At 27.6% G+C, this 24,730-nt stretch carries 34 protein-coding genes; 1 reads left to right on the top strand and 33 read right to left on the bottom strand.

The window, feature by feature from the left end:
* Positions 1 to 154: 154 nt before the first annotated feature.
* The 22 genes from HMPREF1092_RS16000 to HMPREF1092_RS16100 form a co-directional block, all read right to left on the bottom strand.
* A complete protein-coding gene (locus tag HMPREF1092_RS16000) occupies positions 155 to 655 on the bottom strand; it encodes a hypothetical protein (RefSeq protein ID WP_002599742.1) in 501 nt (166 codons plus the stop codon).
* Between the two features lie 16 nt (positions 656 to 671).
* Positions 672 to 959 carry a hypothetical protein gene (locus HMPREF1092_RS16005; RefSeq protein ID WP_002599743.1) on the bottom strand — a complete coding sequence of 96 codons (288 nt, stop codon included), beginning with the start codon at positions 957 to 959 and terminating at the stop codon, positions 672 to 674.
* An 80-nt stretch (positions 960 to 1,039) separates the two neighbouring features.
* Positions 1,040 to 1,276 (bottom strand): XkdX family protein, encoded by a 237-nt coding sequence (locus tag HMPREF1092_RS16010; RefSeq protein WP_002599744.1) that lies wholly within the window; start codon positions 1,274 to 1,276, stop codon positions 1,040 to 1,042.
* A gap of 18 nt (positions 1,277 to 1,294) precedes the next feature.
* Complete coding sequence (locus tag HMPREF1092_RS16015) at positions 1,295 to 1,669, bottom strand: hypothetical protein (RefSeq protein ID WP_002599745.1); 375 nt, start codon at positions 1,667 to 1,669, stop codon at positions 1,295 to 1,297.
* 13 nt (positions 1,670 to 1,682) lie between these two features.
* Entirely contained in the window at positions 1,683 to 2,399 is a 717-nt protein-coding gene (locus HMPREF1092_RS16020; RefSeq protein WP_002599746.1) for a hypothetical protein, read from the bottom strand.
* 144 nt (positions 2,400 to 2,543) lie between these two features.
* On the bottom strand, positions 2,544 to 2,879 hold the full coding sequence (locus HMPREF1092_RS16025) for a BppU family phage baseplate upper protein (RefSeq protein WP_002599747.1): 336 nt from the start codon (positions 2,877 to 2,879) through the stop codon (positions 2,544 to 2,546).
* Between the two features lie 14 nt (positions 2,880 to 2,893).
* Positions 2,894 to 3,424, bottom strand: coding sequence for a lysozyme (locus HMPREF1092_RS16030; RefSeq protein ID WP_002599748.1), 531 nt, complete (start codon positions 3,422 to 3,424; stop codon positions 2,894 to 2,896).
* Between the two features lie 105 nt (positions 3,425 to 3,529).
* On the bottom strand, positions 3,530 to 5,494 hold the full coding sequence (locus HMPREF1092_RS16035) for a phage tail spike protein (protein ID WP_002599749.1): 1,965 nt from the start codon (positions 5,492 to 5,494) through the stop codon (positions 3,530 to 3,532).
* A gap of 2 nt (positions 5,495 to 5,496) precedes the next feature.
* A complete protein-coding gene (locus HMPREF1092_RS16040; protein WP_002599750.1) occupies positions 5,497 to 6,210 on the bottom strand; it encodes a distal tail protein Dit in 714 nt (237 codons plus the stop codon).
* Positions 6,210 to 9,149: a tape measure protein gene (locus HMPREF1092_RS16045; protein ID WP_002599751.1), complete on the bottom strand. Its 2,940-nt coding sequence runs from the start codon at positions 9,147 to 9,149 to the stop codon at positions 6,210 to 6,212. The genes HMPREF1092_RS16040 and HMPREF1092_RS16045 overlap by 1 nt, the downstream gene beginning before the upstream one ends.
* 80 nt (positions 9,150 to 9,229) lie before the next feature.
* Positions 9,230 to 9,976: an SHOCT domain-containing protein gene (locus HMPREF1092_RS16050; RefSeq protein ID WP_002599752.1), complete on the bottom strand. Its 747-nt coding sequence runs from the start codon at positions 9,974 to 9,976 to the stop codon at positions 9,230 to 9,232.
* 84 nt (positions 9,977 to 10,060) lie between these two features.
* Positions 10,061 to 10,651: a bacteriophage Gp15 family protein gene (locus HMPREF1092_RS16055; protein WP_002599753.1), complete on the bottom strand. Its 591-nt coding sequence runs from the start codon at positions 10,649 to 10,651 to the stop codon at positions 10,061 to 10,063.
* Complete coding sequence (locus HMPREF1092_RS16060; protein WP_002599754.1) at positions 10,651 to 11,052, bottom strand: hypothetical protein; 402 nt, start codon at positions 11,050 to 11,052, stop codon at positions 10,651 to 10,653. The genes HMPREF1092_RS16055 and HMPREF1092_RS16060 overlap by 1 nt, the downstream gene beginning before the upstream one ends.
* A gap of 55 nt (positions 11,053 to 11,107) precedes the next feature.
* On the bottom strand, positions 11,108 to 11,383 hold the full coding sequence (locus HMPREF1092_RS17605; RefSeq protein WP_002599755.1) for a hypothetical protein: 276 nt from the start codon (positions 11,381 to 11,383) through the stop codon (positions 11,108 to 11,110).
* A 21-nt stretch (positions 11,384 to 11,404) separates the two neighbouring features.
* Positions 11,405 to 11,623, bottom strand: a complete 219-nt coding sequence (locus tag HMPREF1092_RS17610) for a hypothetical protein (RefSeq protein WP_002599756.1) — start codon at positions 11,621 to 11,623, stop codon at positions 11,405 to 11,407.
* A 9-nt stretch (positions 11,624 to 11,632) separates the two neighbouring features.
* Positions 11,633 to 12,064: a hypothetical protein gene (locus tag HMPREF1092_RS16070; RefSeq protein WP_002599757.1), complete on the bottom strand. Its 432-nt coding sequence runs from the start codon at positions 12,062 to 12,064 to the stop codon at positions 11,633 to 11,635.
* Positions 12,061 to 12,408: a minor capsid protein gene (locus HMPREF1092_RS16075; protein ID WP_002599758.1), complete on the bottom strand. Its 348-nt coding sequence runs from the start codon at positions 12,406 to 12,408 to the stop codon at positions 12,061 to 12,063. Before HMPREF1092_RS16075 ends, HMPREF1092_RS16070 begins: the two co-directional genes overlap by 4 nt.
* Entirely contained in the window at positions 12,408 to 12,815 is a 408-nt protein-coding gene (locus tag HMPREF1092_RS16080; protein WP_002599759.1) for a DUF6751 family protein, read from the bottom strand. The genes HMPREF1092_RS16075 and HMPREF1092_RS16080 overlap by 1 nt, the downstream gene beginning before the upstream one ends.
* 11 nt (positions 12,816 to 12,826) lie before the next feature.
* Positions 12,827 to 13,153, bottom strand: a complete 327-nt coding sequence (locus HMPREF1092_RS16085) for a hypothetical protein (RefSeq protein WP_002599760.1) — start codon at positions 13,151 to 13,153, stop codon at positions 12,827 to 12,829.
* A gap of 2 nt (positions 13,154 to 13,155) precedes the next feature.
* Positions 13,156 to 14,220, bottom strand: a complete 1,065-nt coding sequence (locus HMPREF1092_RS16090; RefSeq protein WP_002599761.1) for a major capsid protein — start codon at positions 14,218 to 14,220, stop codon at positions 13,156 to 13,158.
* 17 nt (positions 14,221 to 14,237) lie between these two features.
* On the bottom strand, positions 14,238 to 14,573 hold the full coding sequence (locus HMPREF1092_RS16095; protein WP_002599762.1) for a hypothetical protein: 336 nt from the start codon (positions 14,571 to 14,573) through the stop codon (positions 14,238 to 14,240).
* 26 nt (positions 14,574 to 14,599) lie between these two features.
* Complete coding sequence (locus HMPREF1092_RS16100; protein ID WP_002599763.1) at positions 14,600 to 15,232, bottom strand: DUF4355 domain-containing protein; 633 nt, start codon at positions 15,230 to 15,232, stop codon at positions 14,600 to 14,602.
* Between the two features lie 177 nt (positions 15,233 to 15,409).
* Here HMPREF1092_RS16100 and HMPREF1092_RS16105 point away from each other — a divergent pair, with 177 nt between their 5' ends.
* Positions 15,410 to 15,595, top strand: a complete 186-nt coding sequence (locus tag HMPREF1092_RS16105) for a hypothetical protein (protein ID WP_040414582.1) — start codon at positions 15,410 to 15,412, stop codon at positions 15,593 to 15,595.
* On the opposite strand, the gene HMPREF1092_RS16110 is transcribed toward HMPREF1092_RS16105, so the two are convergent.
* The 11 genes from HMPREF1092_RS16110 to HMPREF1092_RS16160 all read right to left on the bottom strand — a co-directional run.
* On the bottom strand, positions 15,576 to 15,872 hold the full coding sequence (locus HMPREF1092_RS16110; RefSeq protein WP_002599764.1) for a hypothetical protein: 297 nt from the start codon (positions 15,870 to 15,872) through the stop codon (positions 15,576 to 15,578). The genes HMPREF1092_RS16105 and HMPREF1092_RS16110 overlap by 20 nt on opposite strands.
* Positions 15,873 to 16,022: 150 nt before the next feature.
* Positions 16,023 to 16,844 (bottom strand): structural protein, encoded by an 822-nt coding sequence (locus HMPREF1092_RS16115; RefSeq protein WP_002599765.1) that lies wholly within the window; start codon positions 16,842 to 16,844, stop codon positions 16,023 to 16,025.
* A 3-nt stretch (positions 16,845 to 16,847) separates the two neighbouring features.
* On the bottom strand, positions 16,848 to 18,140 hold the full coding sequence (locus HMPREF1092_RS16120) for a phage portal protein (protein ID WP_002599766.1): 1,293 nt from the start codon (positions 18,138 to 18,140) through the stop codon (positions 16,848 to 16,850).
* A gap of 22 nt (positions 18,141 to 18,162) precedes the next feature.
* Positions 18,163 to 18,360: a hypothetical protein gene (locus HMPREF1092_RS16125; RefSeq protein ID WP_002599767.1), complete on the bottom strand. Its 198-nt coding sequence runs from the start codon at positions 18,358 to 18,360 to the stop codon at positions 18,163 to 18,165.
* A gap of 14 nt (positions 18,361 to 18,374) precedes the next feature.
* The gene (locus HMPREF1092_RS16130; protein ID WP_002599768.1) at positions 18,375 to 19,637 is read right to left on the bottom strand and encodes a PBSX family phage terminase large subunit; all 1,263 of its coding nucleotides are present in this window, start codon (positions 19,635 to 19,637) and stop codon (positions 18,375 to 18,377) included.
* A 20-nt stretch (positions 19,638 to 19,657) separates the two neighbouring features.
* Positions 19,658 to 19,969 (bottom strand): helix-turn-helix domain-containing protein, encoded by a 312-nt coding sequence (locus tag HMPREF1092_RS16135; protein WP_002599769.1) that lies wholly within the window; start codon positions 19,967 to 19,969, stop codon positions 19,658 to 19,660.
* Between the two features lie 473 nt (positions 19,970 to 20,442).
* Positions 20,443 to 20,850 (bottom strand): terminase small subunit, encoded by a 408-nt coding sequence (locus HMPREF1092_RS16140; RefSeq protein WP_002599770.1) that lies wholly within the window; start codon positions 20,848 to 20,850, stop codon positions 20,443 to 20,445.
* 157 nt (positions 20,851 to 21,007) lie between these two features.
* Positions 21,008 to 21,418, bottom strand: coding sequence for a sigma-70 family RNA polymerase sigma factor (locus HMPREF1092_RS16145; RefSeq protein WP_002599771.1), 411 nt, complete (start codon positions 21,416 to 21,418; stop codon positions 21,008 to 21,010).
* Complete coding sequence (locus HMPREF1092_RS16150; protein ID WP_002599772.1) at positions 21,405 to 22,763, bottom strand: SNF2-related protein; 1,359 nt, start codon at positions 22,761 to 22,763, stop codon at positions 21,405 to 21,407. The genes HMPREF1092_RS16145 and HMPREF1092_RS16150 overlap by 14 nt, the downstream gene beginning before the upstream one ends.
* A complete protein-coding gene (locus HMPREF1092_RS16155) occupies positions 22,753 to 23,037 on the bottom strand; it encodes a VRR-NUC domain-containing protein (RefSeq protein ID WP_002599773.1) in 285 nt (94 codons plus the stop codon). The genes HMPREF1092_RS16150 and HMPREF1092_RS16155 overlap by 11 nt, the downstream gene beginning before the upstream one ends.
* Before the next feature lie 261 nt (positions 23,038 to 23,298).
* A partial coding sequence (locus tag HMPREF1092_RS16160) for a virulence-associated E family protein (protein WP_002599774.1) occupies positions 23,299 to 24,730 on the bottom strand: 1,432 nt, incomplete at its 5' end.

Genomic DNA, 24,730 nt, shown 5'->3' on the forward strand with positions numbered 1-24,730 from the left:
TATAGGTTTCTTGTTGTCGGGATGTAAAAATTTAAAAATTTACTTTTTTAGTATAACACTATATTTTTTTATATCAATTTTTATTTGAAAACATTTACTAATTTTTAACTTAATTTATAGATATATAAGTTTTTAAAGAATCAGTTAAAATATTTTATTGACTTTGCTCTATTGGTAAAACTGATTTAACTTGATTTAATTTAGCTTTTAGTTCAGAATTTTCTTGAACTAATTTGTTATTTTTATTTTGAATATCTACTAATTGAGTTTTAAAAGAATCCTCATTAAGAAGCTTTTTACCTTTATTAACTTCACCAGCAATAGCTTGTCTTAAATCTTGAACTTCATCAATAGTTAAATAAGGTATTTTTGCTAAAAGTAATTTATCAAAATCATTTGCTTTTGATTTTATTAAATCTTCAACCTTACCAGTAATTCTATACTGTTCATCAATCATTCCCCAAACTTCTCTAGCTGTTTCTAGTTCTTGCTGATGTTTTCCTATCTCTAATTTTTGTTCTACTTCTTCTTTTTTCTTTTGAATAAGTTCAATAATAACATTTCCAACAGCTTTTATAGTTACTCCTAAAATTCCTATTACCGCAGCAATAACAACTGGTCCAATTTGATTTATTAAAGTATCTCCTATATTCATATTAATTACCTTCTTTCTATTTATTCTCTATTTCATCAAGCCTTTTATGTGCTGACTTTGTGCTTTCTTCTACTTTTATAAGTCTTTCTTTTAGTTCTGCATTTTCTTTTGCTCTAGTCCTTAAGTCTACTTTTATATCATCTAAGTTTCTACTTATATAGTCTAACTTAGTTGATAAAATAGTTTGTTCTTTAGTTTCTAAAGACTCTTGTTTTGCACCATCTTTTTTCCATTTGACTAATATACACCAAATTGATAAGACTGTAGCAACAAAACCAACTAAAACTGTTATATCTATCTTCATAAAACTTCTCTCTTTCTATAAATTAAGGCAATAAAAAAAAGAACCTTTTTAGATTCTTGAATTATTGCCTATTTTTTTTATTATTGAGTAACTTGTTGTGGTTGTACTGGTGTAACTGGTTGAGTTACTGGTGTAGTTTGTGGTGTTGCTGTAGTTTCTTTAACTTCAAAATCTACTCCTGTTATTTCTTTAAACTGTTCTTCTGATATTTCTCCATAAGGATTAGATGTTGTTTTTACTGCTTTTCTTAAAGTGTTAATGTCGATAGCCTTCATATCATATACCATTTTCCAAAAATTAAAGTTGTCATTATTCATATTAATTACCTGCCTTTACTACATTTCTTTATTTTTTAATTCTATTAATTCTAATTTATTATTTGCAACTTGTTTTGATAAGTTGTTTATAATCATATCTTTTTGCATACTATTTATTTTATTTAGTGCTATTTGACTAGCTAAATCACTAATCATTTTATCTTTTTGCATATTAGCAATTTTACTCATTGCTAATTGCTGCATTATATCACTTGTTGATACAAAATTAACTTTATTACCAGCTACATCAGGAATATAATTCATTCCTGTTATCTCCTGAAATTCATCAGATGTTAATTCCCCATTTATACCAGTCATTTGAGCTAAAGTATAAATATCAACTTGATTTCTTTCAAATGCTGTTTTCCAAAATATAAAATTTTTACTGTGCATATTATCACTCCTTTTAACTTAAAAATCTCATAGCATCACCTATTTTCATCATAGTGAAAATCTTATCCCCATTCTCATTCCCTCTAATCCAAAAATCTTGACCACAAGGCAACCAAACTCTAGTACTTGGGTTACATAGTCCTTGTCTTCTAAAAACTATATGTGCGAGTGGGTCGCCTGAAGCTACATAGAAATATACTTTTTCTCCATTCTGTAATGCTGAATGGTCTATACTAGTTATATCTGCTACGTGTTGTTGGTCTAAATAATAAGCTTTATTTGGTTGTAAAGTTAATGATGTAGCACCACTTATATACTCCATTTGTATATTTTTATTTACCCAGTTATATAGGTCATTAATTGATGAACTATTACTCGCTATCTGTTTAGTATTTGTATTGATAGAATCTTGTACTGAACCTGTATATTGCCAATCTGACCAAACACCATCTTTATAATTTGCATAATTTCGAATCCATTTTTTAACAGAATTTAATGGGTATGTCTGTATAAATTCTTGTTGTACTTTTCCTTCAACCCCATAGTTAATTACCTCGAACACTATTCCACTCCCCTGTGATAGATTTCCTAAAGGTGTATTATTAAATGCTCCTTGTCCTGTATCCCATGTAAAATACTTGTTAGGGTCTTTAAAGTCATTACAATCGCTAAATGTAGGATTTATATAAGATAAAGTAACACCTAATACTTCTTTCGCTATTTCTTGCACATTCGTCTTTTCGATAGCTTCATTAACTTTATTAGTTAAGTTGTTAATTGTTCCATCTACTGAATTTAAAGTATTAGTTAATGTATTAAATTCATCTGAACTTATAACTGCATTAAAATTAGTAATTGAAGGAACTATATTAATTTAAAATGGATAAGATGAAAGTCTTATGTTATCCTTCATAAAAATAAATTCTAGTTTTAATACACCATTTACAGCTAACATCTGTGAAGTTAGGTCTAGTTCTACTATTCCATTTGTAGAATCTATAATTTGAACATCATTAAATATTTTTTTACCATCGGGCTTAATTCCACCAACACTAACATTTATACTACTTAGATTAAATGGAGTATTGTTTTGAATAAACTGAAAAGTAAAACTTCTTGCATTATCAGTATCAAATTGTTTAGCTGATAAATTGAATAAATTGAATGTTTTATCTAAATTAAAAATTAAAGTTTGATTATCTAATGTCATTTAATCACTCCTTTCTAATATGGATTAGCACCATATCCTCCATTAGTTTCTACTAATCTACTAGTTGAATTTCCTCTTGAATCTATATAATTTATATAAGGTCTTGAATAATATCCATTTACATTACCTTGATTACTAAATATTCTCCATTCTTCTTCTCTACGTCTTATTAATCCTGGTAAATGTTGACCACCTGCAAGAGTCCATTTTTTAAACTCATTATGAATTCTTTCGTCCCTAATTCCTTGACAATATAGTCTATAAAGAGTAGAACTCAATAAAGCTCCAACACCTTCGTTATAAGCAAAACTAACAAATGAGTCTATTTCTCTTTGAAGTGGAGTAATGCCTTTACTTCTCAAATTATTATAGATAGGTGTATAATAAAATCTATTTGTATTATCTCTTAAATGTCTTGTTGCTTCACTTTCACTTATTGGAACTGAAACACCATTTAATTCATCCCTAGTCATACCATAGCCAAGGGTTAATACATTTACGGAATCATGATAATAGTTAGGTGCAAAACCTTCGATACCTTTCATATAATAAATAATATTTGCACTAGCTTTATTACTTGCTTGGCCATTTGTATTTCCTGAACTTCCTCCAGTAGATTCTCCAAATAATTCTTCTAAGCTATTTACCAGTCAATCTCCTTTGAAAAGTTGGCCATAAAAATGAATTCCATCATCTTTTATAATAATTTGATTTCCACCAGCACTAGCGTTTCTTCCAATCGTTGCTTGACCTTTTTTACAATTTATAAAATAATCTCCTATTGAAATTTCGGCTCTATCCTCATCTACATAAATCCAGCCAGTTTTATCATCATTAGATAGATGGGCCCTATATAACCAGTTCCAATTAAAATTTGTTTCTTCTTTTACTTGAATTGGTTTATCAAATTCATTACCAGCTATATTAAATTTATCGAATTCTATATATGATGTATATTCATTGTTGTTAGGGTAGGCAATACTAACAATACTATTTTTACTGTTTGCTAATTGAATAAGGGCTATATCTTTATTTTCTATCCTTGTCATAGATGCTAAGCTACCTATAAATTTCCCATCATGATACCAATCGTATAAGTCAAATGAGTTATTTGAAATATTTATTGCTTTTTTCCCATTATTATAAAAGTTTACTCCACCACTTTGACTTAAATCAACTTGAAACGAACCATCTATATTTTCAATTAAAACAGTTTTTAATTTACCTATTAAATAATCAGCTACTACTTGCGTTCCAGTTATAAAAGTTTGCCAATTCCAGTCCTTATCATCAGGTGTTCTTTCACTTGCAATTTCTAGTCCCATACTTCCAATAGATAAAGCTCCATAAGTTGAGCTTCCCTTTATTTTATCTTCGAATAGCATAGCTCTAACTTGTTGTGTTTGGGCTATATTCCTTTGTGCTTGGAACTTAGTTTTTAAACCATTGATTATTCCTTCTAGGCTTTCAGTTTTTACATTCCCATTACCATTTAAAACTTTACTAACTGCATTAGAAATATCTGATTGATTTTCAAAATAATTTTTAACCACATCACCTATTTCAATTGAGTTATATTTTTTAGTTAATATGTTCCACTCATATCCTATACAACGAGTAGTCATATCAATATCTAAAAGCTCACTATGTGCTATTACTGTATCTCCAAGACTTATATTAACTAAACCTTTTATATCTTTATAAAACTCTGAATTTTCAAGTGGAGCAACTTTAATATTTCCTGTTATTTCAGGCTTATCTATTCCATTTTCAAATAATTCATTACATTTATCTTTCATAGCTTGATAAAGTTCTTCTTCAGTATCAAATAAAACACTTCCGTCATCTGAATCATCAGATTGGTCCTGTAAATCAGATTTTAATTTTAAATTATCCATTTGAATAAATTTTTCGTATATAATTCTATATTTATTGATTAAAGGACTATCTACATACCCGTAATTAGGTAGTGTTCTACCATTATAGGATATAGGCTTAATTCTAGTTACGATGTTATCGTTATTTTCCTTTATACCAAGGTCAAGCATATTTATACCATAAGATACTCTAGCTCCATAATTACCACCGATTTTATCGTTTATATAGACATCATAATTATCTAAAAATATTTCTCCACCCCAACGCTTTATAAAAGTATTATCTTTATCACTGTTAATTAAAGAAACTATGTTATCTCTAACAAAATAACAAGTATTAGAAGCTGAAATGTTACTATGGCCATTAAATTTAGTTCCTTGTAGAAGGATATTTAAAGCATCTTGACCATTTTTATCTATAGCTCTAATATCATCAACTGTAGTGTGAATTAAATCAAAGAATATATGTCTAGCTTGAATTGTAATTCCTGTCTTTAACATATTTTTCTTTATTCCATATATACCAAAAAGTTGACCATTAGAATAAGGCGTAGGAGCTTTAATAACTCCACCTTTATTTATAATCTTCCAACGACCTTCTTTATCATATGGGTGGTCTATTTCTATTTCACAAATACCATTCATTTTAATTTTAAAAATAGCTTTTGAAGGTGCTAAAGTGACATCACCATCATTTTCATAGTTTGTATTATTAAAATTATAAAATTCTATACTCATTTTTATAAACACCTCCAATTTGGAATTATAGTAATGCTATTAAAAGTTCCATCACATGAATAACTTAATTCATTTTTTCCTTGTTTTAAAACTAAAGAATCCCAGGAACCCTTTTTTATTGAATTATTTATAACTCCTTCTTTATAAATTAGCTCTCTTTCTACATCTACAGTAATTTCTTGGCCAACATTTAACTCAACTGAACTGTTATTTATAGTAAGAGTAACTAACCCTTCTGCTTTAATGTGAAAAATAGGTTTAGCTTCTTTCCCATAATCATTAAATAAAATAGGAACTAAAGGTATTTCTAAAATTCCATCTAAATAATAAGTATAGGGGGAACAAATAAAATTAATTGTTGCACTTCCCATTTCAATAAATTCAGTTTTAAATGAATCTAAATTAATTTGTTTAACCCTATAAAAGACTTCTGAATCATTAGAAAAAATAAGTTTATTATCCTTAATATCAGATAACCAATTCTTAATATCTCTATATTTTCTTTTAATAATTTCTTTGTTCAAAATATCAATTGGAACTGGAATAGTAATATCAGAATATCCACCATCTTTTATGACTAAATCTTCTCCACCAGGAATAGAAATAGTTTCACTTTTAGGTTGTGGATTGGGAATGGTTATATCATCTATCATTTTTATCCCAAAATCATCAAATGAATTTTTATTATTGAATATAAAAAAAACAGGTTTATTCATTATAAAATACCTCCTGTTGCTACTAAATAACTATCTTGATTTTCTGTTATATTTTCTATAACTTTATGTGTTGTATGTGCTGCTATAACATCACTATCCATGACAATATTATTATTAATATTTTGGTGTATAGTTTGTTTTTGATCGGGCATCATTAATTTAAATGATTTATTCATAGTCATAGCACCAAATGAAGCCTTAAAACTTTGTGCTGATGTTTCAGCTTTTACGGTTGCTTTCATTTTATTAACCATTTTAGACATTTGGTCTTTAACTTGGTCATTTAAGTTAGGCATTTCATTATCCATACCTACTGAAACCCCTTGAATAGTATATTTACCTATAGGTATCATTTTTCTAGCTGGTGAATGTATGCCTAATCCTTCCTTAAATCCTGAAATAAAACCACCACAAAAACCTCTTATATCGTCCATAAGTTTCTTCTTAGCATTTAAAATACCTTGCCATAAACCATGTACTATATAACTTCCTAAATTCATCATTTTACCTGGAAGTGATTTAACTTCATCTACTATTGAGTTAACTAGATTTATAGCCGCATTACGTCCAGCAACATATAAATTATAGCCCCAGTTTGCAACGCTATTTAAGCATTGACTTAACCAACTTCCAAAACGTCCAGGCAATTGAGAAATCCAATTAATAAAGTTATTAATAAAGTTACTAGCAGTTTCAATAGCTTTATTAATCATATTACTACCCCAAGCAACTACGTTGTTATAAGTAGTAGATAAATAATTAGCTATTCTACCAGGTAATTGAGAAATCCAGGCTATAAAATTATTTATGAAATTACTTGCGGTTTCTATGGCTTTATTAATCATATTGCTACCCCAAGCAACTACATTGTTATAAGTAGTAATTAACCATTTTTCTATTCTTCCTGGAAGCTGAGAAATCCAAAGTGTAAAATTGTTAATAAAGTTACTAGCAGTTTCTACAGCCTTATGGATCATATCTTTACCCCATGCTACAACTTTATGATAGGTATTAATCAACCACTTTTCTATTCGCCCTGGTAATTTTGAAAACCACTCACCTACGAAAGTAATCCATTGTGGTATTGTTTTAGTGAAAAAGTTCCATACATCAATACCCCATTTTATTAATGAACCCAAAGCTAAACCTAGAAAATGACCTAATGAAACAAACATTTTAAAAGCATAGTCATGGCCTATTATTGATAGCTTATTTAATAAGCTAGGAATAGATTTAATAAAGTTAACTATAGCTAAACCTAATTTTTTGAAAGTTTCAGGAATTGTTTTAGTAAAAAAGTTTGATATATTATTACCCCAACTTTTAAACATATTTGAAATATCATTACCCCAACCTTTAAATTTATTAGATACACTAATTCCCCAGTTGTTAATTGAGTTTAAAATATTAGTCCAAAAATTAGATACTGAATTTGAAATATAGGTAAACCAATTAGATATTTTTCCAGGAATACTATTAAACCATTTTCCAAGATTATCGAACCATTTTCCAAGTTCATCGAATTTTTTACTGATCCAGTTGACAGCATTAGAACAAGCTTCTTTAATTCCATTCCATAAACCAATCCAAAAGTTTCTAAATCCTTCTGAAGTATTCCAAAGATATATAAATCCAACTACTACAGCTAATAAAGCTCCTACAATCCAAAAAGCAGGACAAGCTAGAAATGCTAAGTTAGCTGCTGTTTGTGCCTGGGCTTCTGATAAAGTTGCCATTTCTACAATTCCAAAAACAGCTCCTAAAATTTGAAGTGATGATATAATACTTTTAATTATCATAAAGCCTTTAAATGTAAGTAGTAAACCACCTAAAGTTGTAGCAAGCAAACCGATTATAAAAGCATTTTTCCCGATAAAAGTAAAAAAGTCCTTAATAACAGGCAAAACTATATTAGTTAAAATATTGCCTAGTCCATTAAAAACATTTATTAATGGATAAAATTGAGGAAACATTTCTTGTAAGGCTTTAATTATTCCATCTTTTCCAGCTAACTGATTAAATTTCTCTAATTTATTACCTACCTCAACTAAATGTTTTTTCAAAACATCAAAGATTGGTCTAGATAAAGTACCAGATAATACCTCCCAGTTATCTTTTAAGGTTGACATTAACCCATTGAAAGTAGTTGATTGTTTATCCATAGCCCCATTAAATTTTTTTGCTACCGAATCAATTGCTTTATTATATATGTCTGCTGTTACTTTACCTTGTGAAGCTAGTTTTTTAACATTAGCTACATTAGTATGCATTACTTGAGCTAAAGCTTTGTAAATTGGTATACCTCTATCTTGTAGTATATTTAAATCTTCTGTATAAGCTACTTGAGCTTGTTGAACTTGAGCATATTGACGAACCATTTCTCTAAGTGAATCTTCTGGTATTGCAAGAGCCGATCCTAAATCACCAAATTTAGTTAATTGGTCAAATAAAGCCTTACCTTGAAAACCAGCATTATATAATTGTTTAGCCATGGCATCTACTCCCATTTGAGAAAAAGGAGTAGTAGCGGCAAAATTAGTTATTTGATTAAACATTTCAATGGCTTTTTCTTGACTTCCTAGAATTGAAGTCCAGGCCATTTCAGATTGCTCTTTTAATGCGTCAAATGAAATTCCTGTTTCTAATATAGATTTTCCTAAATCTTTAGCTTTATCAACAACAAAAGCTATACTAATTGCAGTTCCTAATCTGATTAAGGAACTTCTTAGTGATTCTAATTTACTTTCTGTGTTATTAGTAGCTTCTGTAGTTTCTTTTTGCATATCTTGCCAAGCCTTTTTCCATGCTTCAGAAGCATCCATCCCTGATTTTTTATATTCATGAGCTAACTTAGCAACTTGTGATCTTAAAGTTTCTGATCCTTTTTCGGCACCACTTGTATCTATTTTAGTATCAATAACTATTTGACCATCGCTCATAAATCACACTCCTTTCTTAATTTTTTGCATAATAAAAACACCCAAATAAATTGAGTGTTCTACATATGATTAATTTAGTTTTATCTATTTAATATTTTAAATTTTTCATTATTAAATTCTTCTTGTGTTAATATTCCTAAATCTAATAAATTTTTTAATTTCATAAGTTCATCTGCTTTAGATAAGTTGTTAGAACCACTATTTTTTATGTTATTTTCATCAATAATACATTCTAATGCGCCTATTATTTTTTGAGCCGTTTCTAATAGACCTTTATATAATAAAGATGATGTTTTTAATTCAGAGTTAGATAACACTATATATAATACTGGATTAATTTTATCTTTAATAGTTATCTTAACTTTTAAAGATTTAACTATTGACTTTGTTTTTTTTCTTCCCGTAACTCCACCAACTATAGCGCCAGCTCCTCCAAATAAAACTCCACCTGCTACAGCTCTTCCTAATCCGCCAGATGAAATTTTTATATTTTCGTCTTCTAGCAATTCAACACTTAATAAATTGTTAAATTTAATAATCTTTATACCGTTAGATGATTTAATGCAAACTTTCTTATTAATATCATCGATAGAAAAAGAATTACAAATTGAAGATGTTTCATTAAAATCTTTTAAGTTTTCTTCTATTTCTTTAAATTTATTTTTTAGAGATTCTCCTGTCATTGTAAAAGGAATAAACTGAATATTTAATTTTTTAGACTTTTTTAAGCATTCGGGGCAAATGTATCCACCTTTACATTTATATTTATTAAATCCTGTTTCTCCACCGCAACAAGAACATGTCTCATGTAAACTAAAAAAACTCATATTTTAATCCCCCTATTTATCTTTTGTATAAAGTAATTTTTATACAAATTATATACTATTTTTTAGCAATTATAAAGGTGTTTACTAGTTTTTATTCATTAAAATAGCCTCAATCTCTTTAATTTTTTTATCATCTTCTTTTTCATATTGATTAGGAAGTTTATATATTTCTTTAAGTTTTTTATATCTAGCCTTTTCTTCATCATCTTTTATTTCAGATAAATCTAAGCTTCTATAACTAATAATTTTAGAAATTAAATTATCTTCTTTAAGACTTTTAAACATAGCTTTAAACTTCCACCAATGTAAATATTTAATTGAATTTAAGTCAATATTATATTGGTCCATAAATGCACTATAAATATATTCGGAATCATATTCAAAGTTATACACGTCATTGTATGATTTATAAGAGCTTCCATTTCCTTTTGAATCTGAAGAATTAGCCCCACAACTATAAAATTTTATTATTTCTTCTATTGCTTTATTTAAATCAGTTGGTATTACCGGATAATATAATTCTAAAGCATTATTTATTTTTTCTTCTTCTGTTAATTCATTATCTAACATCATTAGTTCAAATAAAATGGATACTCTAAAGTTAGAATTTATTTTATATATAGTATTATCTATGGTTACTGTAGTTGGTAATTTATCTAATAATAAGCTAAACATTATCTTCTCTTTTTAAAGTTTTGTTTTACTTGGTCTCTTTGAATTCTTGAATTTGAGTATTTTTTCATTCTTTGAGCTCTTTGAGTTTCTAATTCTTCTCTTATAAAATCTAAAAGACTAAAACAATCTTCAATATCATACATTCTGTCTTTAAATATTTCTTCTGAAGAATTAACTCCTAATAAAGAATCTATAAATTTATAGCAATCATTACAAAAATCTGTAGTTATTTTTTTATAATAAGTGTAATCAGCTTTTTGGGGTATTTCATTAGCTTTTTCTTTCATAAATTCACCAAAATCAACTAATTTTTTATCTAGTTTTTTATCATCTTCTATAGTATATGTTTTATTACATATTTCTAGGGTTACTGTTTTTCTACCAAATTCAAATTTTGCCATTATATATTCCTCCTAAATTAAAAGAGCCTATATATTAGGCTCTTATTTATTAAAATTAAGATTCTGCTTGTACTGATGTATTAGCAGGACCAGGTGTAAAAGTACGAGTTGAAGTGTTAAAAGTTCCGATTATTATATCGCTTTTAGCTAAAAAGTTAGCTTTTAATCCCATTTCCCCGTCTTTACTAGAAAAATCTGAAACTTGGATAGCCACTTTTCTTTTTCTTGCTTCATATGTGTTTGCCTGACCTGAAATAGGGCTATCTAAATTTACTTTTATATAATCTGTTTCTGCATCTGATCCGACTAACTCATTTCTCCCAATATTCATAATGTATTGAATAGCTTCTTCTTATTTTATTTGGTCAGCTTCTACTGCCATTTTCCAATCATAAGAAGTTATAGTTTGTACTGCACTTTTTTGATTTATATATTGTTTAGATGTAGTTTTAGCTGATGGACTTTCATCAGCTTTTGTAAAACCTACTCCCATAAAAGCATATTTAGGAGTTCCACTAGTAGTTGAAACATTTAAATAATCTGCTTCCATTGTACGTAATCTAACTGTCATTTAAATTCCTCACTTTCTCTTTTTAAAATATTTTATCGATAAAGATATTTGGTATCGCCCAGTATCTTCATCTACTTGTATTGCATAGCCTGTACTTGTAGTTTTAATTTCAAGTACCTCTAAATTTTCACCTAAATTAGGAAAATTTCTTTTTAAATTATTTTCATATATCCAATCTGAAAATTCTTCATAAAAACCACTATTATCTATATTCTGTAATACATCTGATCCATAAGGCTCTCTACTACAAAATACAAAATCAAACTTATTAATTGAGCTTCCATCTAAATAAGTTTTAATAAGTGGATTACTTGGAACTTCTTCTAAGCTATAGGTCGTTGAATTATCGTCTAAATAATTTACATTAACTCTTACAGCACCATTAAATTTTTCAAGGCTTGGACATTGTTTTATATAATCTCTAATTGAATCTATTATCATAAATGGCCACCTACTAACTCAGCAAGATCTCTAAGAATTTCGTCACCTTCACTATTCCACATACGATTTGACCAGTGTGGTCCTCTTAATCCACCATGATTAATTCCATCAATACCATTACCTCTATTAGTATAAAATTGCCTTATTGCATATGGCATTTCATACACAACGTTATTTATATTTGCAATTCTAGTATTTTTTAATCCACCACGGCGATAAGGGATATATTTATCCATGTGATTGATACATTGATTAGTAAAATATTTTTGAGCTTTTCCATTTGGATTTAATCCTCTTGCTGATAATATTTGTTCAGGATTAAATTCAAGCTTTACAGTAAACATTAATTACAAGTTACCTCAAAATGATCTGTAAATTCAGAAACAGAAACTATTTTAACTACATCGTCATACTCGTTTTCTAATGCAGCTAAATTATTTCCTTTTCTTCCTGTTAACTCAAAATCAATTTTATCTTTCACAATAATATCTCCTGGTGTTAAAGTGAAATAATTATTTCTTTCACTATCTGCAAACTTTAAAAATTTTTTGGGCTTAATATAGTTAGGTGTTTTATCTATAAAAATAAGAGTGCTATCACTTAAAGTAACACCCTTATTTCCTTCTGTTGCTATTATTTTATTTTGCCAGTCAACTTCTTCAATTATACTTTTTTGATAATGTTCTATATCATCATCAGGCCTAAAGTATTTATTATATATAGTTATATCTGTATTAGGGAATAAAACCATTTTATCAGCCCCTATCCCATTAATTTTATAAAGGGTCTTGGTAATAAAGCTTTAACTTCAGAACTTAATTTACTAGAATTTTCTTTATAAGTTATAGAAATATTACCCTCCTTAATCATTGATATATTCTTTTTATCTGCTAAATTTATTTCATTGTCTATTGCTACAATTATAGCCGTTCTATAATTACTTATTAAACTAGTGTCTGTCATATCTGTATTTAGATAATTTTTTATTTTAACTAATGCTATATTAAGATAAAGTTCTAATTTTTTTGAATTAACTCTAGGATAATTATTTTGAATTTCTTCTAAGAACTGCTTTATTGTTTTAGTCATTACTATTTACCTGTTGCTAAAGTTGATGCTTGAGATGAAACTTCTTGAATTGTTGCAATACCTATAGTATTTCCTGTTACTAATGAAGGTAAGAAAGTAGCTGCTGCTTTTGTAAATCTAGCAACTGGATCTGTTTCTTTTTCTACTCCAACAAAAATATTTCCAACCATTTCAGCTTGGGACATTTTATTATCACCTATAAGTTCTATTTCTTCTGCAGTTAATCCAAATACTGAATCTCCAACTTTATCAGGACCAAATACAGTAAATGAACTTTCATTAAAATATCTCTTAGTAGTATATTTTCCGTCAGCACCTAAAACTCTATATTTAGCATCATAAACGGCTATTGTTGGTAATTCCATAGCAGTTAAAAGGGTATTTAAGTCATTTCTAGTAGCGATTTTATCTGAATTAACTCCAAATATAGCTTTTTTAACTGAAACTGATGACAATATTAGATTTAAAACTTTAGTAGAAGTTAAGGCTCTAGTAGGTAATACTCCTGAAGTTTCTTGAACTGCTTGTGCTAAAGTTTGAATATCTGCTAAAGGTGTAGATTTTTTAGGATCACTCCAATCGAAAGTTTTTGTATTAGCTTCTGGAACTTTATAATCTAATTCAACTGCTACACCATTTTCATTGATGTTTATTTTTCCTGTTGAAAGTAATTCCATTCTCATTGCTTCAGCTCTAGTTTGAACTGCTTGTACCATTTTATCAGAATCATTAAATAGCTTTTGAATTGCTAATTGTTGTTCTGCATTAGTTCTTGGAGTGTTAATTTTAATTAAATCTTTTTCTCCAATTCTAATTTTTCTTTTAATTAATGCTAATGTTGCTGCTCCTTTTTGAATTGCTTCTCTACTTGCTAATTCTGTTTCAGTATCGAACGCATGTATTGAAGCAGAAACAGGAAGTCCATCAGCACCAGTAATCATATCGAATTCAATATCTTGAATTTTCATTGTTGGGAATAAAGATTCTCCTAACATTGGTGGTATTTGTCTTGTTTGATAGTAATTTAATAATACATTTGAATTAAATAAATCATCTATATTTGCCATTCCTATTCATCTCCTTTTTATCTAAATGTTATTTTCTTTAGTGCATCAATGGCAAGTTGTGCTGGTTTTACTGGAAGTCTATCTTTTAATATATATCCTTCAACTATTAAAGAACCAGGTTGTGGACCAGAAGTAACATCAACATCATTGGCCAATATTCCTATAACTGTCCCATCATTTTTTATAGTTCCATCAGAAGCTAATAAACTACCTCTTGGCACTACCTTTTTTCCTTCTGCATTCCCTGAAATAGAAGAATCTGAAACTGTAACTGTAAAAGAAACTAAATTCTTTTCTGTTGCTAAAATTTCAGGTGATGTATAAAATTGTTTTACATTTGCATTGAAATTCATTAAATTTCACTCCTTTTTATAAAAATTTAAGCCCAAGGATTAGGACCTTTAGGCTCATTACTTACGTTATTCATTTTTTCAGCCATTTGTTTACCAAAATTATTATCTAATCCTTTTGAATTCATACCAGGATTAAATGAACTTGATTTAATCCTTTCATCTACTAAACTTTCTAAAGATTTAGAATAAACTGTATTAAATTCATCTAGTGCAGCTTTAGTTTTTTCTAAATCTTCTCCTAAAAATCTTTCTACAAATTGGCTAGGTATTTTTTTCTCATTTGCATAACTTATAGCTTGTGCCAATAAATCTTTTCTAGCACTAGCCGCTTTTTCTTTTTCAAGTTGGGCTTGTAATTCTGCTATTTGTTTCTGTACTGGATCTTTAATTAAATCAGGATATTTTTCTTTTATCCAAGGTTCAAATTCCTTCTCTAAATTATTATCCTTCCAAGTTTTTAAAGCCTTTTCAAAGTGTTTATCATTTAAACTATCTATATAAGCTTTAAATTCTTTTTCAGATGCTTTACCTTTAAATGCATCTAATGTTAATCCATTTGCTATAAAACCTTTTACTAAATCAGTATTCTGTAACACTTCATCTATTGAACCATCGTCAGCAATATCATTTAATAAATTAATTAATTCTGATTTTTTCATTTATAAATTCCTCCTAAACTTCTAACTCCTAAGAACTAGAAACTTATTTTTTTTGAAACAGTTTAATGTCTTATTCCAGGACAAAATAAAAAGCCTTAGTTATCTAAGACTTTCCTCAAATGCTATAATTAGTTTGTACTATGCTTATAAATTACTAAAGAAAAGTGGTGATAAACTATGCAAGAATATCGTGTCGCAATAGAAAATATGTCTAATCAAGAACGTGAAAAACTTTTTGAAGAATTCAAAGATCTTGGTTGGAAATATATTAGAACTTATAGTCTAGCCGATATCAATTATTTTGCATGTTTCCTTTGGGAAGATGATACAAAACCGATTTTACCTAATTCACTAAAAAAATAAAGGTTCTATCATCTATAATATCAGGAGCTATAAATAATTTTTTGTTTTCTATCTGATTATATATAGCTTCTGAATTAGTTATCACCAAACGGCTATCTCCTAGTTTATAATCATAGGTTAACTCATACTTTTTCTGTTTATTATCTATATTAGGAATAGAAATTTCTTCAGTTAAAACTTTTATTCCATTTTTCGTAATCTCTATCTTAGTATGAGGATTATAATTTTTCTCTAAATATCTAATTAATGGTCTACTTAATTTTTCTAATTCGTTCATTTAATCACTCCTTATTTTTGTAACAAAAAAGAGTAACATTTATAATGCTACTCCTAGAAAGTGAATATTATTTTGAATGGGGATTCAAAATGTATTATGGTAAGTTAATTTTTTTGAATTACATTTAAATTATTGCCAAAGCTATTATTTTTATTCCTTATTAATTACTGAATAATAACATCTGCAGTTTGGATGTACAGGTAAGATTGGTGCATTCTCTAATTTATATGTTATATTATGATGGCTTAAACATTCTAAGCAACTTCTACAAAATGTAGCCCTATATAAAACATACTTAGCCCCTGTTTCATGACAATTTTGTCTGAATAATTCATTTTGTATTCTTGATATTTCTGTGTCTGCAAGTCTTTTAGCGTTATATTCATTAGAATTAAATCTTAATTGAATTCTTTTTGCTATCTGATTAGCACTTACTTTTCCTTTTAGTAAGTTTTTAATTTCCAATTGAATTTGTTTAGCTACTTTTTGTTCATTTTCCCAAATTCTCTCTGAAAAATGCTTTCCATGATATAATTGATTAACCAATTTTTCTCTATCTTTTTGAGTTTTTCTTATATTATATTTATCCATTATTTTATTAGCCACATTATTTAAAGTATTCTCCATAACGTTATGGGTTAGTTTAGCGTGGCTTTTAAACATAATGGCTATAGTTTTACTAAAGTCAGAAAAAAGGCTCTTATATTCGCTATTAGAAAGCTTTAATGTTTCATTTGCTATTGTATAATATAAAAGCACCTTAGATATTTTATCTAAAATGCTTTTTTTATTTTCATTATTACTTTTATAAACCTCATTCATATCATTATCAGCTTGCCCATAAACATCTTTTATAAAATCTTCATCATCTTGTACATCTTGGTCATTTAAATTATTTAATGCTGCTTGAACTTCTTCTTTTTCTTCAGGAGTTAATTCTGTATCATAATTTATTTTATTATTATCAGCCATTTATTAAACTCCTTGGTGAATTGGTTCCGTCATATTTAATTCTTCTTGTTGTTCTTGTTCACAAAGTTGGCCTTCTTTTACTGGATTATCTACAAAAGTAAATTGAGCCCTTGCAGTTTGTTTTGAGATAGTTCCTTCTGGTGTTTGTGAGAAAATTTGGGCCATCATTAGATCATCTTGTGGAATATTAGCAGTATATTTTATTTTTATATCTTTTGGATCATAAGTTTTATTTTGTTTTATACTTAAAAACTTACATAAAAATTTAATTCTATTTTTTAGAATATCTTTATGTGCTCCTTCATTTAAGCTACATTTATTTTCTAATGAATTTAATCTTGCTCTTAGTGCTAATGATGAAGTATTACTTTGCATTTTTTCATTTGCATTTATATGACAGGCTATTTGATACATTTTATCCTCATATCTATCTAAAGTATTTTGAATAAATAAATCATTTATATTCTTAATTAACCATTCAGCGTTACCACCTTCAGGCATTTGTATTATACCCATAGCCTTCATTTCTTTTGCTTGGTCTTTTTCTATTTGAGCTCCTATAAATTTTAAATAGGCATTTCTAAAATCACTTATTTCATTAGAAATATCAGATAAATTAGTTTCGTATGCATCTTGGAGTCCTTTTAAATCTTTATAAAGACTATCATCTGTAGTTTCAAAAGTTAATTGACCAACTGATACAGGAACTTTTCCAAATATATTATTAGTTGGAGCTTCTGATTGATTAAATTGTGTATCAAAATGATATATAAAATCATCTGTATAAACATCTAAAAATTGCTTTTGAGTTATTACGTCAGTTCTTATATTTATAAAAAATACTAAATCACCATCATTATTTATAAATCCAAATCCTTCAGTAGGTTTAATTATTTTTGAGTTAAAATCTCCATCTTCATCTATATAATAAAGCTCGTAAACTTCTGCAAATATTAAAAGATATTTCATTAAATCACTATCGTGATTGCTTGGCCAAGAACCTAATATATAATCTATATCATCTATAAAATTCTTATTGCTACTTCTTGATTCGTAGATAATTGGATTTCCTACTGAATATGAAACTTCTTCTTTAATAAATTTCTTTATGTAATTTAAATTTACTTTCAAATTACTTCTGTCAGTAATCATTTTATAATTAGCCATCGCATCTGTATTACCTTTATAGTAATCATACATTTTCTGAAACAAATTAAAATTTGTACTTGAAATATATGTGCTATACTGGGTTTTAACTAATTCTAAATTTTCTTGATCGCTTAAATCAAATGACATTTTATCAGCTCCTTTCTTAATTTTATTTTAAGTGGATTTCTACTGCATCAAAATTCTTTACAGATTTAACATCTATACTTAAATCTAATGATATAACTCTTGATTTACTATCATAATTAATTTGATATTTAGTTATTCCTCTAATTTCATGCCCATCTATTTTAAAACTCTTATCTGTAATTTCTACATCTTGATAATAATCATTTTTATCTATAACCATTTCTATTACACTCCTTATATACCTAGTAATCTTCTATCTAATAATGTTATTACTGGTGAAACAGATTTTGCTTCAGTAGTAACTGCATAGCGTAGAGAATCTAGGCCATGATTCCACTTATCTATTGGTTTATTTATGTATTCACCAGTTGTTTTATCTTTAATCCAGGTATAATTTTTAAGTTCTTCTAAAATATAAATACATTTTGGTAAAACATATATTTTATATTGCTGAATATATTGGATTCCATTTAAAATACTATCTTTTCCTTTAATTGATGGCCTTACCCTATCTAATCCATTGACTTTTAACTCATCTATAGATTTAGGTTCAGCACTATCACAAGTAATTCTTTCTTTTTTATAGCCCATTTCTATTACTTTTTCTGCAATATCCTTATTAGTCATTCCTTTTTGTTGGAATTCATCAAAAACCCATATAATTTTTTCTACATCATCAATTAATGCAGCAACAAAAGCCGTAGGATCGTTTGTGTATCCAAAATCTATAGCAAAAACAGCTTTAACATTCTTATTAGTTTTAATTATTTCTCTAAAATCGAACTGTTTTTCTTCCCAGTTTGTATAAACTAGTTTGTCGAGTGTAGCAAACATCCCGAGGGCATATATCTTAAAATATACTGGGTTATTTTCTTTCATTTTTAGTAATGCATTTATATAACTTTGTGGTAAAAACTTATTATCTTTATATGTTGTATGTAAAACTACTGTATCTTTCTTGTTATATCCTTTTTCAAACCATCTTCCATAAACCCAGTTAGCTTTTGAAACAGGGTTAAACATTACATGGATTTGTAAGTAAGGGTTTCTAGTTCTAAGTCTTAAATCTAGCTGGTCAAAAGTATCTGCATCTATTTCGGTGCATTCCTCAACAATAATATCATCAATATTTGCTATAGATTTAATACGTTCTTTATCATCTAAGCCTTTAAAAATAAAAGAGCTACCATTTGGCAACTCTATTGTCATATCTGTTTTATTTATTTTGCATTGGTCATATATTTTCCAATCCCCAAGGACTGATTTAAATAAAGCATAGATAGAATCTTTTAATGTATTTCCTACTTTTCTAGTAACAAGGCATTTTCGATTACTATACTTTAGATATTTAAATATTAGCTTTTGAACTACGAAGTGAGATTTCCCTGAACCAGCACCACCGTAAAATACATTATATCTTTTACTATAGTTTTCTAATTCTTTTAAATATACTTTATTAAAACACTTTTTTGATATTTTAAAACTTTCTAGTGCCAATCCAATCACCTCCTTGTAATCTAAATAATATCTATATTCAATATTCTTATGAGTTCAAATTCTCGACAACCATCTAAATCTGATGACAAATCTAATATTGCACCATTTTCTTCAAGTTTTTTTAATTGATAATAAATAATTTTAGGCGTTAACTTTGTTTTTTGTACAATATCATCAAAATGTAAACATTGACTATCTTTATTATTAATTATATATTTGATTATTTTATTTCTTCTAAAATAATCAATGAAAAATTTAAATACCTCAATAATACTTTTAATTAGACTACCTATATTATTTTTAATTAAACTTCCTATAAACTCTTTAAACACTTCCGTACCTCTTTTTACCATATTATAACATAATTATATCAAAAGTAATCTTCGAGGTTCAATATATTTGGCCTTTGTTTTGAAAAAATATTATTTTAGACCGTAAATTTTAAATTAAATTTCTAATTAGAAGGTAGGGGGGTGGTTTCAAAATAAAAATTTTAAAAAAATTTTTTAAAATAAAATCTATTTTAGATTCCAAAGCCTTGAATTTTAGGTCTATTTCTTTATTTAATTTCCTAAACTATTTCCCAAACTTCTAATTAGCATTAAATTTCCAATTCTCAAATTATTTCGCTAAACAACGGTTTAGTGCAAATAAATAATATACTTTTTTTATAATTAAAATCGCCGTAAACCGTTGATAACACTAGCTTTATAGCAAGTCTTTGAATTGGTAATTTTATTTCGCTAAATCAAGTATTCATTTTATACACTAATTATGCAATTTTTTAAGCATTTTATGCATAAAATTAGTCTTCTAAAGTTACATTTATTTCCCTGTTTTCTTGGACTATTTCTTGCTTATCAACGTATCCATAATTGTTTTTCAATGTGAATATAGCACCAACAGAACTATTCTTATAAAATAAACTTTCTTCGTATTCCATTTCTATTCTAGCCTTAGCACACTTTATGGAGTCAATAAACTTAGCTTTTTCGCTATTTTTAATATTCCTATACAAATCACTATTCTCATTTTCATAGTTCAATAATGTTTGTCTATTAGTACCTAAAAACCAAGCTAATCCAGTAACAGTAATATGTTTTCTATTTTCATTAGCCCACTTATAATATTCATCAATTTTCTTTTGTAATTCATCAGGACTTTTAAACTTTAAAGGTCTGCCACCTTTATTTTTACTATTAACATTAGACATTATACCACATCTCCTTTCTATAAATTTATCTACTAAAAAAGGACTTAGAAAATAACTTCTAAGTCCCTACCTACATCTTTTTCATAGTACCATTATAGCACCCTAAATTCCTAAAATCTTATAATTTTTTTATAATTTTTTTATAGTTTTTTTATAATCATAGATATTTAGCCATTTTCTTAATTGCTTCTGATTGTAATTGTTTAACTCTCGAATATGATAAATTATATTTCATTTGTGCTAATGCACAACTTCTATTATCTATTATTAGTATTTCAATAATACCTTTTTCTATTTCATCTAAAACACTCATTGCATTATCAATTCTTCTTAATTCTCTCAATAATACAACTTTTTCCTTAAGTAATTTTTCTTTCTCATTCATATATTTATCGGCTTGTACTTCTACACCTGAAACTATCTTATAAGTTTTACTTGTTCTCTCTCCATTCTCCATTGAAGTTACACCTAAAAGTTCTTCTTCTATTTCTTGAAGTCTAATATCTATATTAGTTATATCGGCTTTTATAGATTTATATTTTTTTATTTTATCTTTAACTTTTTTCATTAGCTTTAAACTCCTTTATTCTTGCTTTAACTGCTTCTAATAATAAGTTCTGATTAACTTCTTTATTTTCTAAAGCTTTTAATACATCTTCATCTACTGTATTACTAGAAACTAAATGATGCACTATTACGCTATTAGTTTGTCCTTGCCTATGAAGTCTTGCATTTGCTTGTTGGTATAACTCTAAACTCCATGTAAGTCCAAACCAAACAATAATATTACCTCCATACTGTAGATTTAATCCATGTCCTGCTGATGCTGGGTGAACTAATAAAACTGGAATTTTTCCTTCATTCCATAATTTAATATCCTTCTGATCTTTTAATTCTTTACAGTTTTTAATTGATGACTTTATTCTTTCTAAATCACTTTTAAAATTATAAAAAACTAATATTGGTTTTCCATTTGAAATATCTATTATTTCTTCAAGTGCTTTTATCTTTTCATTATGATATTCTTTAAAACTTCCATCATCTTTATAAATTGCACCATTTGCTAATTGTAATAATTTATTACATAAAACTGCTTTACTAGATGCTATTATATTTTCTTCTTCTAAAACTAATTCTTTCTCAAATTGTTTATACTGCTTTTTAATTGAATCAGGTAATTCAATTTTAATTATGTTATTTATCTGTTTTGGTAAATCCAAATAATCTTCTGATTTCATTGAAATACAAATATCAGATATTTTTTTATGAATTGCTTCTTCTGAACCTTCTTTTAACTTCCATTCATATATTATATTTTGGTTTCTTTGTCCTGGTGTAAAATATCTTTCTCTATATCCTGTTATTGTAGTTCCAAGTCTTTCTCCGCCATCTATTATATAAAGTTGTGGCCATAAATCTAATAATCCGTTTGGTGTTGGTGTACCTGTTAATCCTATAATTCTTTTAAAATTTTTTCTTATTTTCTTCATAGCTCTAAACCTTTTAGAACTACTTGACTTAAAACTTGATAATTCGTCAATAACTAATGTGTCCCATATCCAATTATTTCTGTAATGATCTACAAGCCAAACTACATTTTCTCTATTAATTACATATATATCTGCTTCCTCATTTATTGCTCTAATTCTCTTTTTTGCATCACCTAAAATTTTAGAAACTTTTAAATTTATATGGTCCCATTTTTCTACTTCTGTACTCCATGTATCTTCTGCTACTCTTTTAGGTGCTACTACTAAAACCTTAGTTACATATCCTAAAAAAATTAATTCTTGAATTGCTGTTAAAGTTGAAATAGTTTTTCCTAATCCCATATCTAAAAATAAACCTGCTTTTTCATTATTTATAACATGATTTATTGCATATCTCTGATAATTATGTGCTTTAAACTTCATTCTTAAATTCACCTACAAACTCATTTACTGCTTCTATGGAGTCTATCATTTCACACCTAAAACCTAAATTTCTAAGTTCCTTAAATCTTATTTCTTGTAATTTCCTTAATTTCTTACCAGGTGCTTTAAGTTCTACAAAAACAATCCTTCCATGTGGTAATAATACAATTCTATCAGGTACTCCCGAAATTCCTGGTGATACAAACTTATAAGCTTTTCCATTTAACAACTCTATTTTTTTCTTAAGATATCTTTCAATTTTACTTTCTTCCATTTTTCCTCCTGTTTTAATCAAAGTAAACAAAATTTCTATTAGCTATATAGATTAGGCTAATTAGGCGTTAGTATTAACATATTGTACATATATATAGTATCTAATTATTATTTTTATACTTATAAATAATATTTTGTTGACATAGTATATAATAAGTCTTAAAACCTCTATATATCATATTTAAAGGTGTCAACACATAGCGTCAACAAATCCTTTTTTTTGTTGTCAATGTTGACACTATGCGTCAACGCGTCAACAAAATTATTTTTCTATTTTGTTGACACCTATTTTTCTTACATAAGCCCTTTGTGTGCCATAATCTTTTCCAAATCTTAAACTGCTTTTAGCCTTTTTCCACCCCTTAATTTGATTCAATAAATCATTTATTTCTCTACTTTGAATTGGTGTGAGTTTTTTAGGATCACCATTGAATAGCTCTACCCAAACTTCCATAACACATACTTTAGTTCTTTGAACTGTTCCTTCACTATCCCCAAAATCTCCACCATGAATAAAAGTCTTTCTATCAGCTATATCTAGTTCATACCAATTATCAGGAATTAATTTTTCTAGATATTCTTGCACTAGTCCTAATTTAGCGTTTTCTTCGCTATGTGCATCTTGTTGTTTTTTAGCTTCTTTTTCTTCTTTTCCTGTTAAATATAGTTCTTCACCTTTTTTATATAGTTCTATAGCTTCAGCCCATATTTGATTAACTGTGTTTTCATCTAAGCATTTATAGACTTGTTTCTTTATAGGATTTATTCCTACATCTACTGGCCAAAATCTTCTATTACCAGTTCTATCCCTTAAAAATTCTCTATCATTAGTAGTACCAATGAAAATACATTGTCTTTTGAACCTGCTTGTCCTTCTGCCATAAGCAACTCTATAAATATCTTCGGTCTTAGATAAAAAGTGTTTAGTAGCCTCTATATCTGCTTTTTTTGTGGCCATCATTTCTCCCATTTCAATAAGCCATACACCTTGTAATTGCTCGTATGCATCTTTACCAGTTACAGTTGTTAAACTATCACTAAACCACTCACGACCTAACCTAGCAATTAATGTACTTTTTCCTATTCCTTGAGTTCCAGCTAAAACTATCATATTATCAAACTTTATTCCTGGATTAAAAATCCTAGCTACTGCAGCTACTAACATTTTTCTAGTTACTGTTCTTACATAACTATTATCATCAGCACCAAGATAATCTATTAATAAAGTTTCTAATCTATATTCTCCATCCCAGGATAAACTATTTAAATAATCTTTAACTGGGTGGAATGAATTTATTTCAAAAACTAAATTTAAAGCATCTGTAATTTTAGAAGTTGAATTTATACCATAATACTTTTCTATATATTCTCTTACTCCACTATCATCACTATCAATCCAATCACACTCTTTATATTCCTTTCTCCAAGGTAAATTACCTAAGACTGTAGCTCTATTAGAAAATTCATTAAATGCTATTTTTCCTTTTAATAAAGGATCATTTAGAATTATTAATTTAAAGTTATTAATTGTACTCTTAATTTCTCCTTTAGTTGTATATTCTATCTCACATAACCATTCTGTATTATCTTCATCTACTACCCCAAAATCTTCTTTAGCTTTTTGAATTTTTTCTTCTCCCATAAGCTTTAAAACATTTTTATCTGCTGCTGCAAATTCACACATTTTAGTAAAT

Source organism: Clostridium thermobutyricum, from assembly GCF_000371465.1.
Lineage (GTDB): Bacteria > Bacillota > Clostridia > Clostridiales > Clostridiaceae > Clostridium > Clostridium thermobutyricum.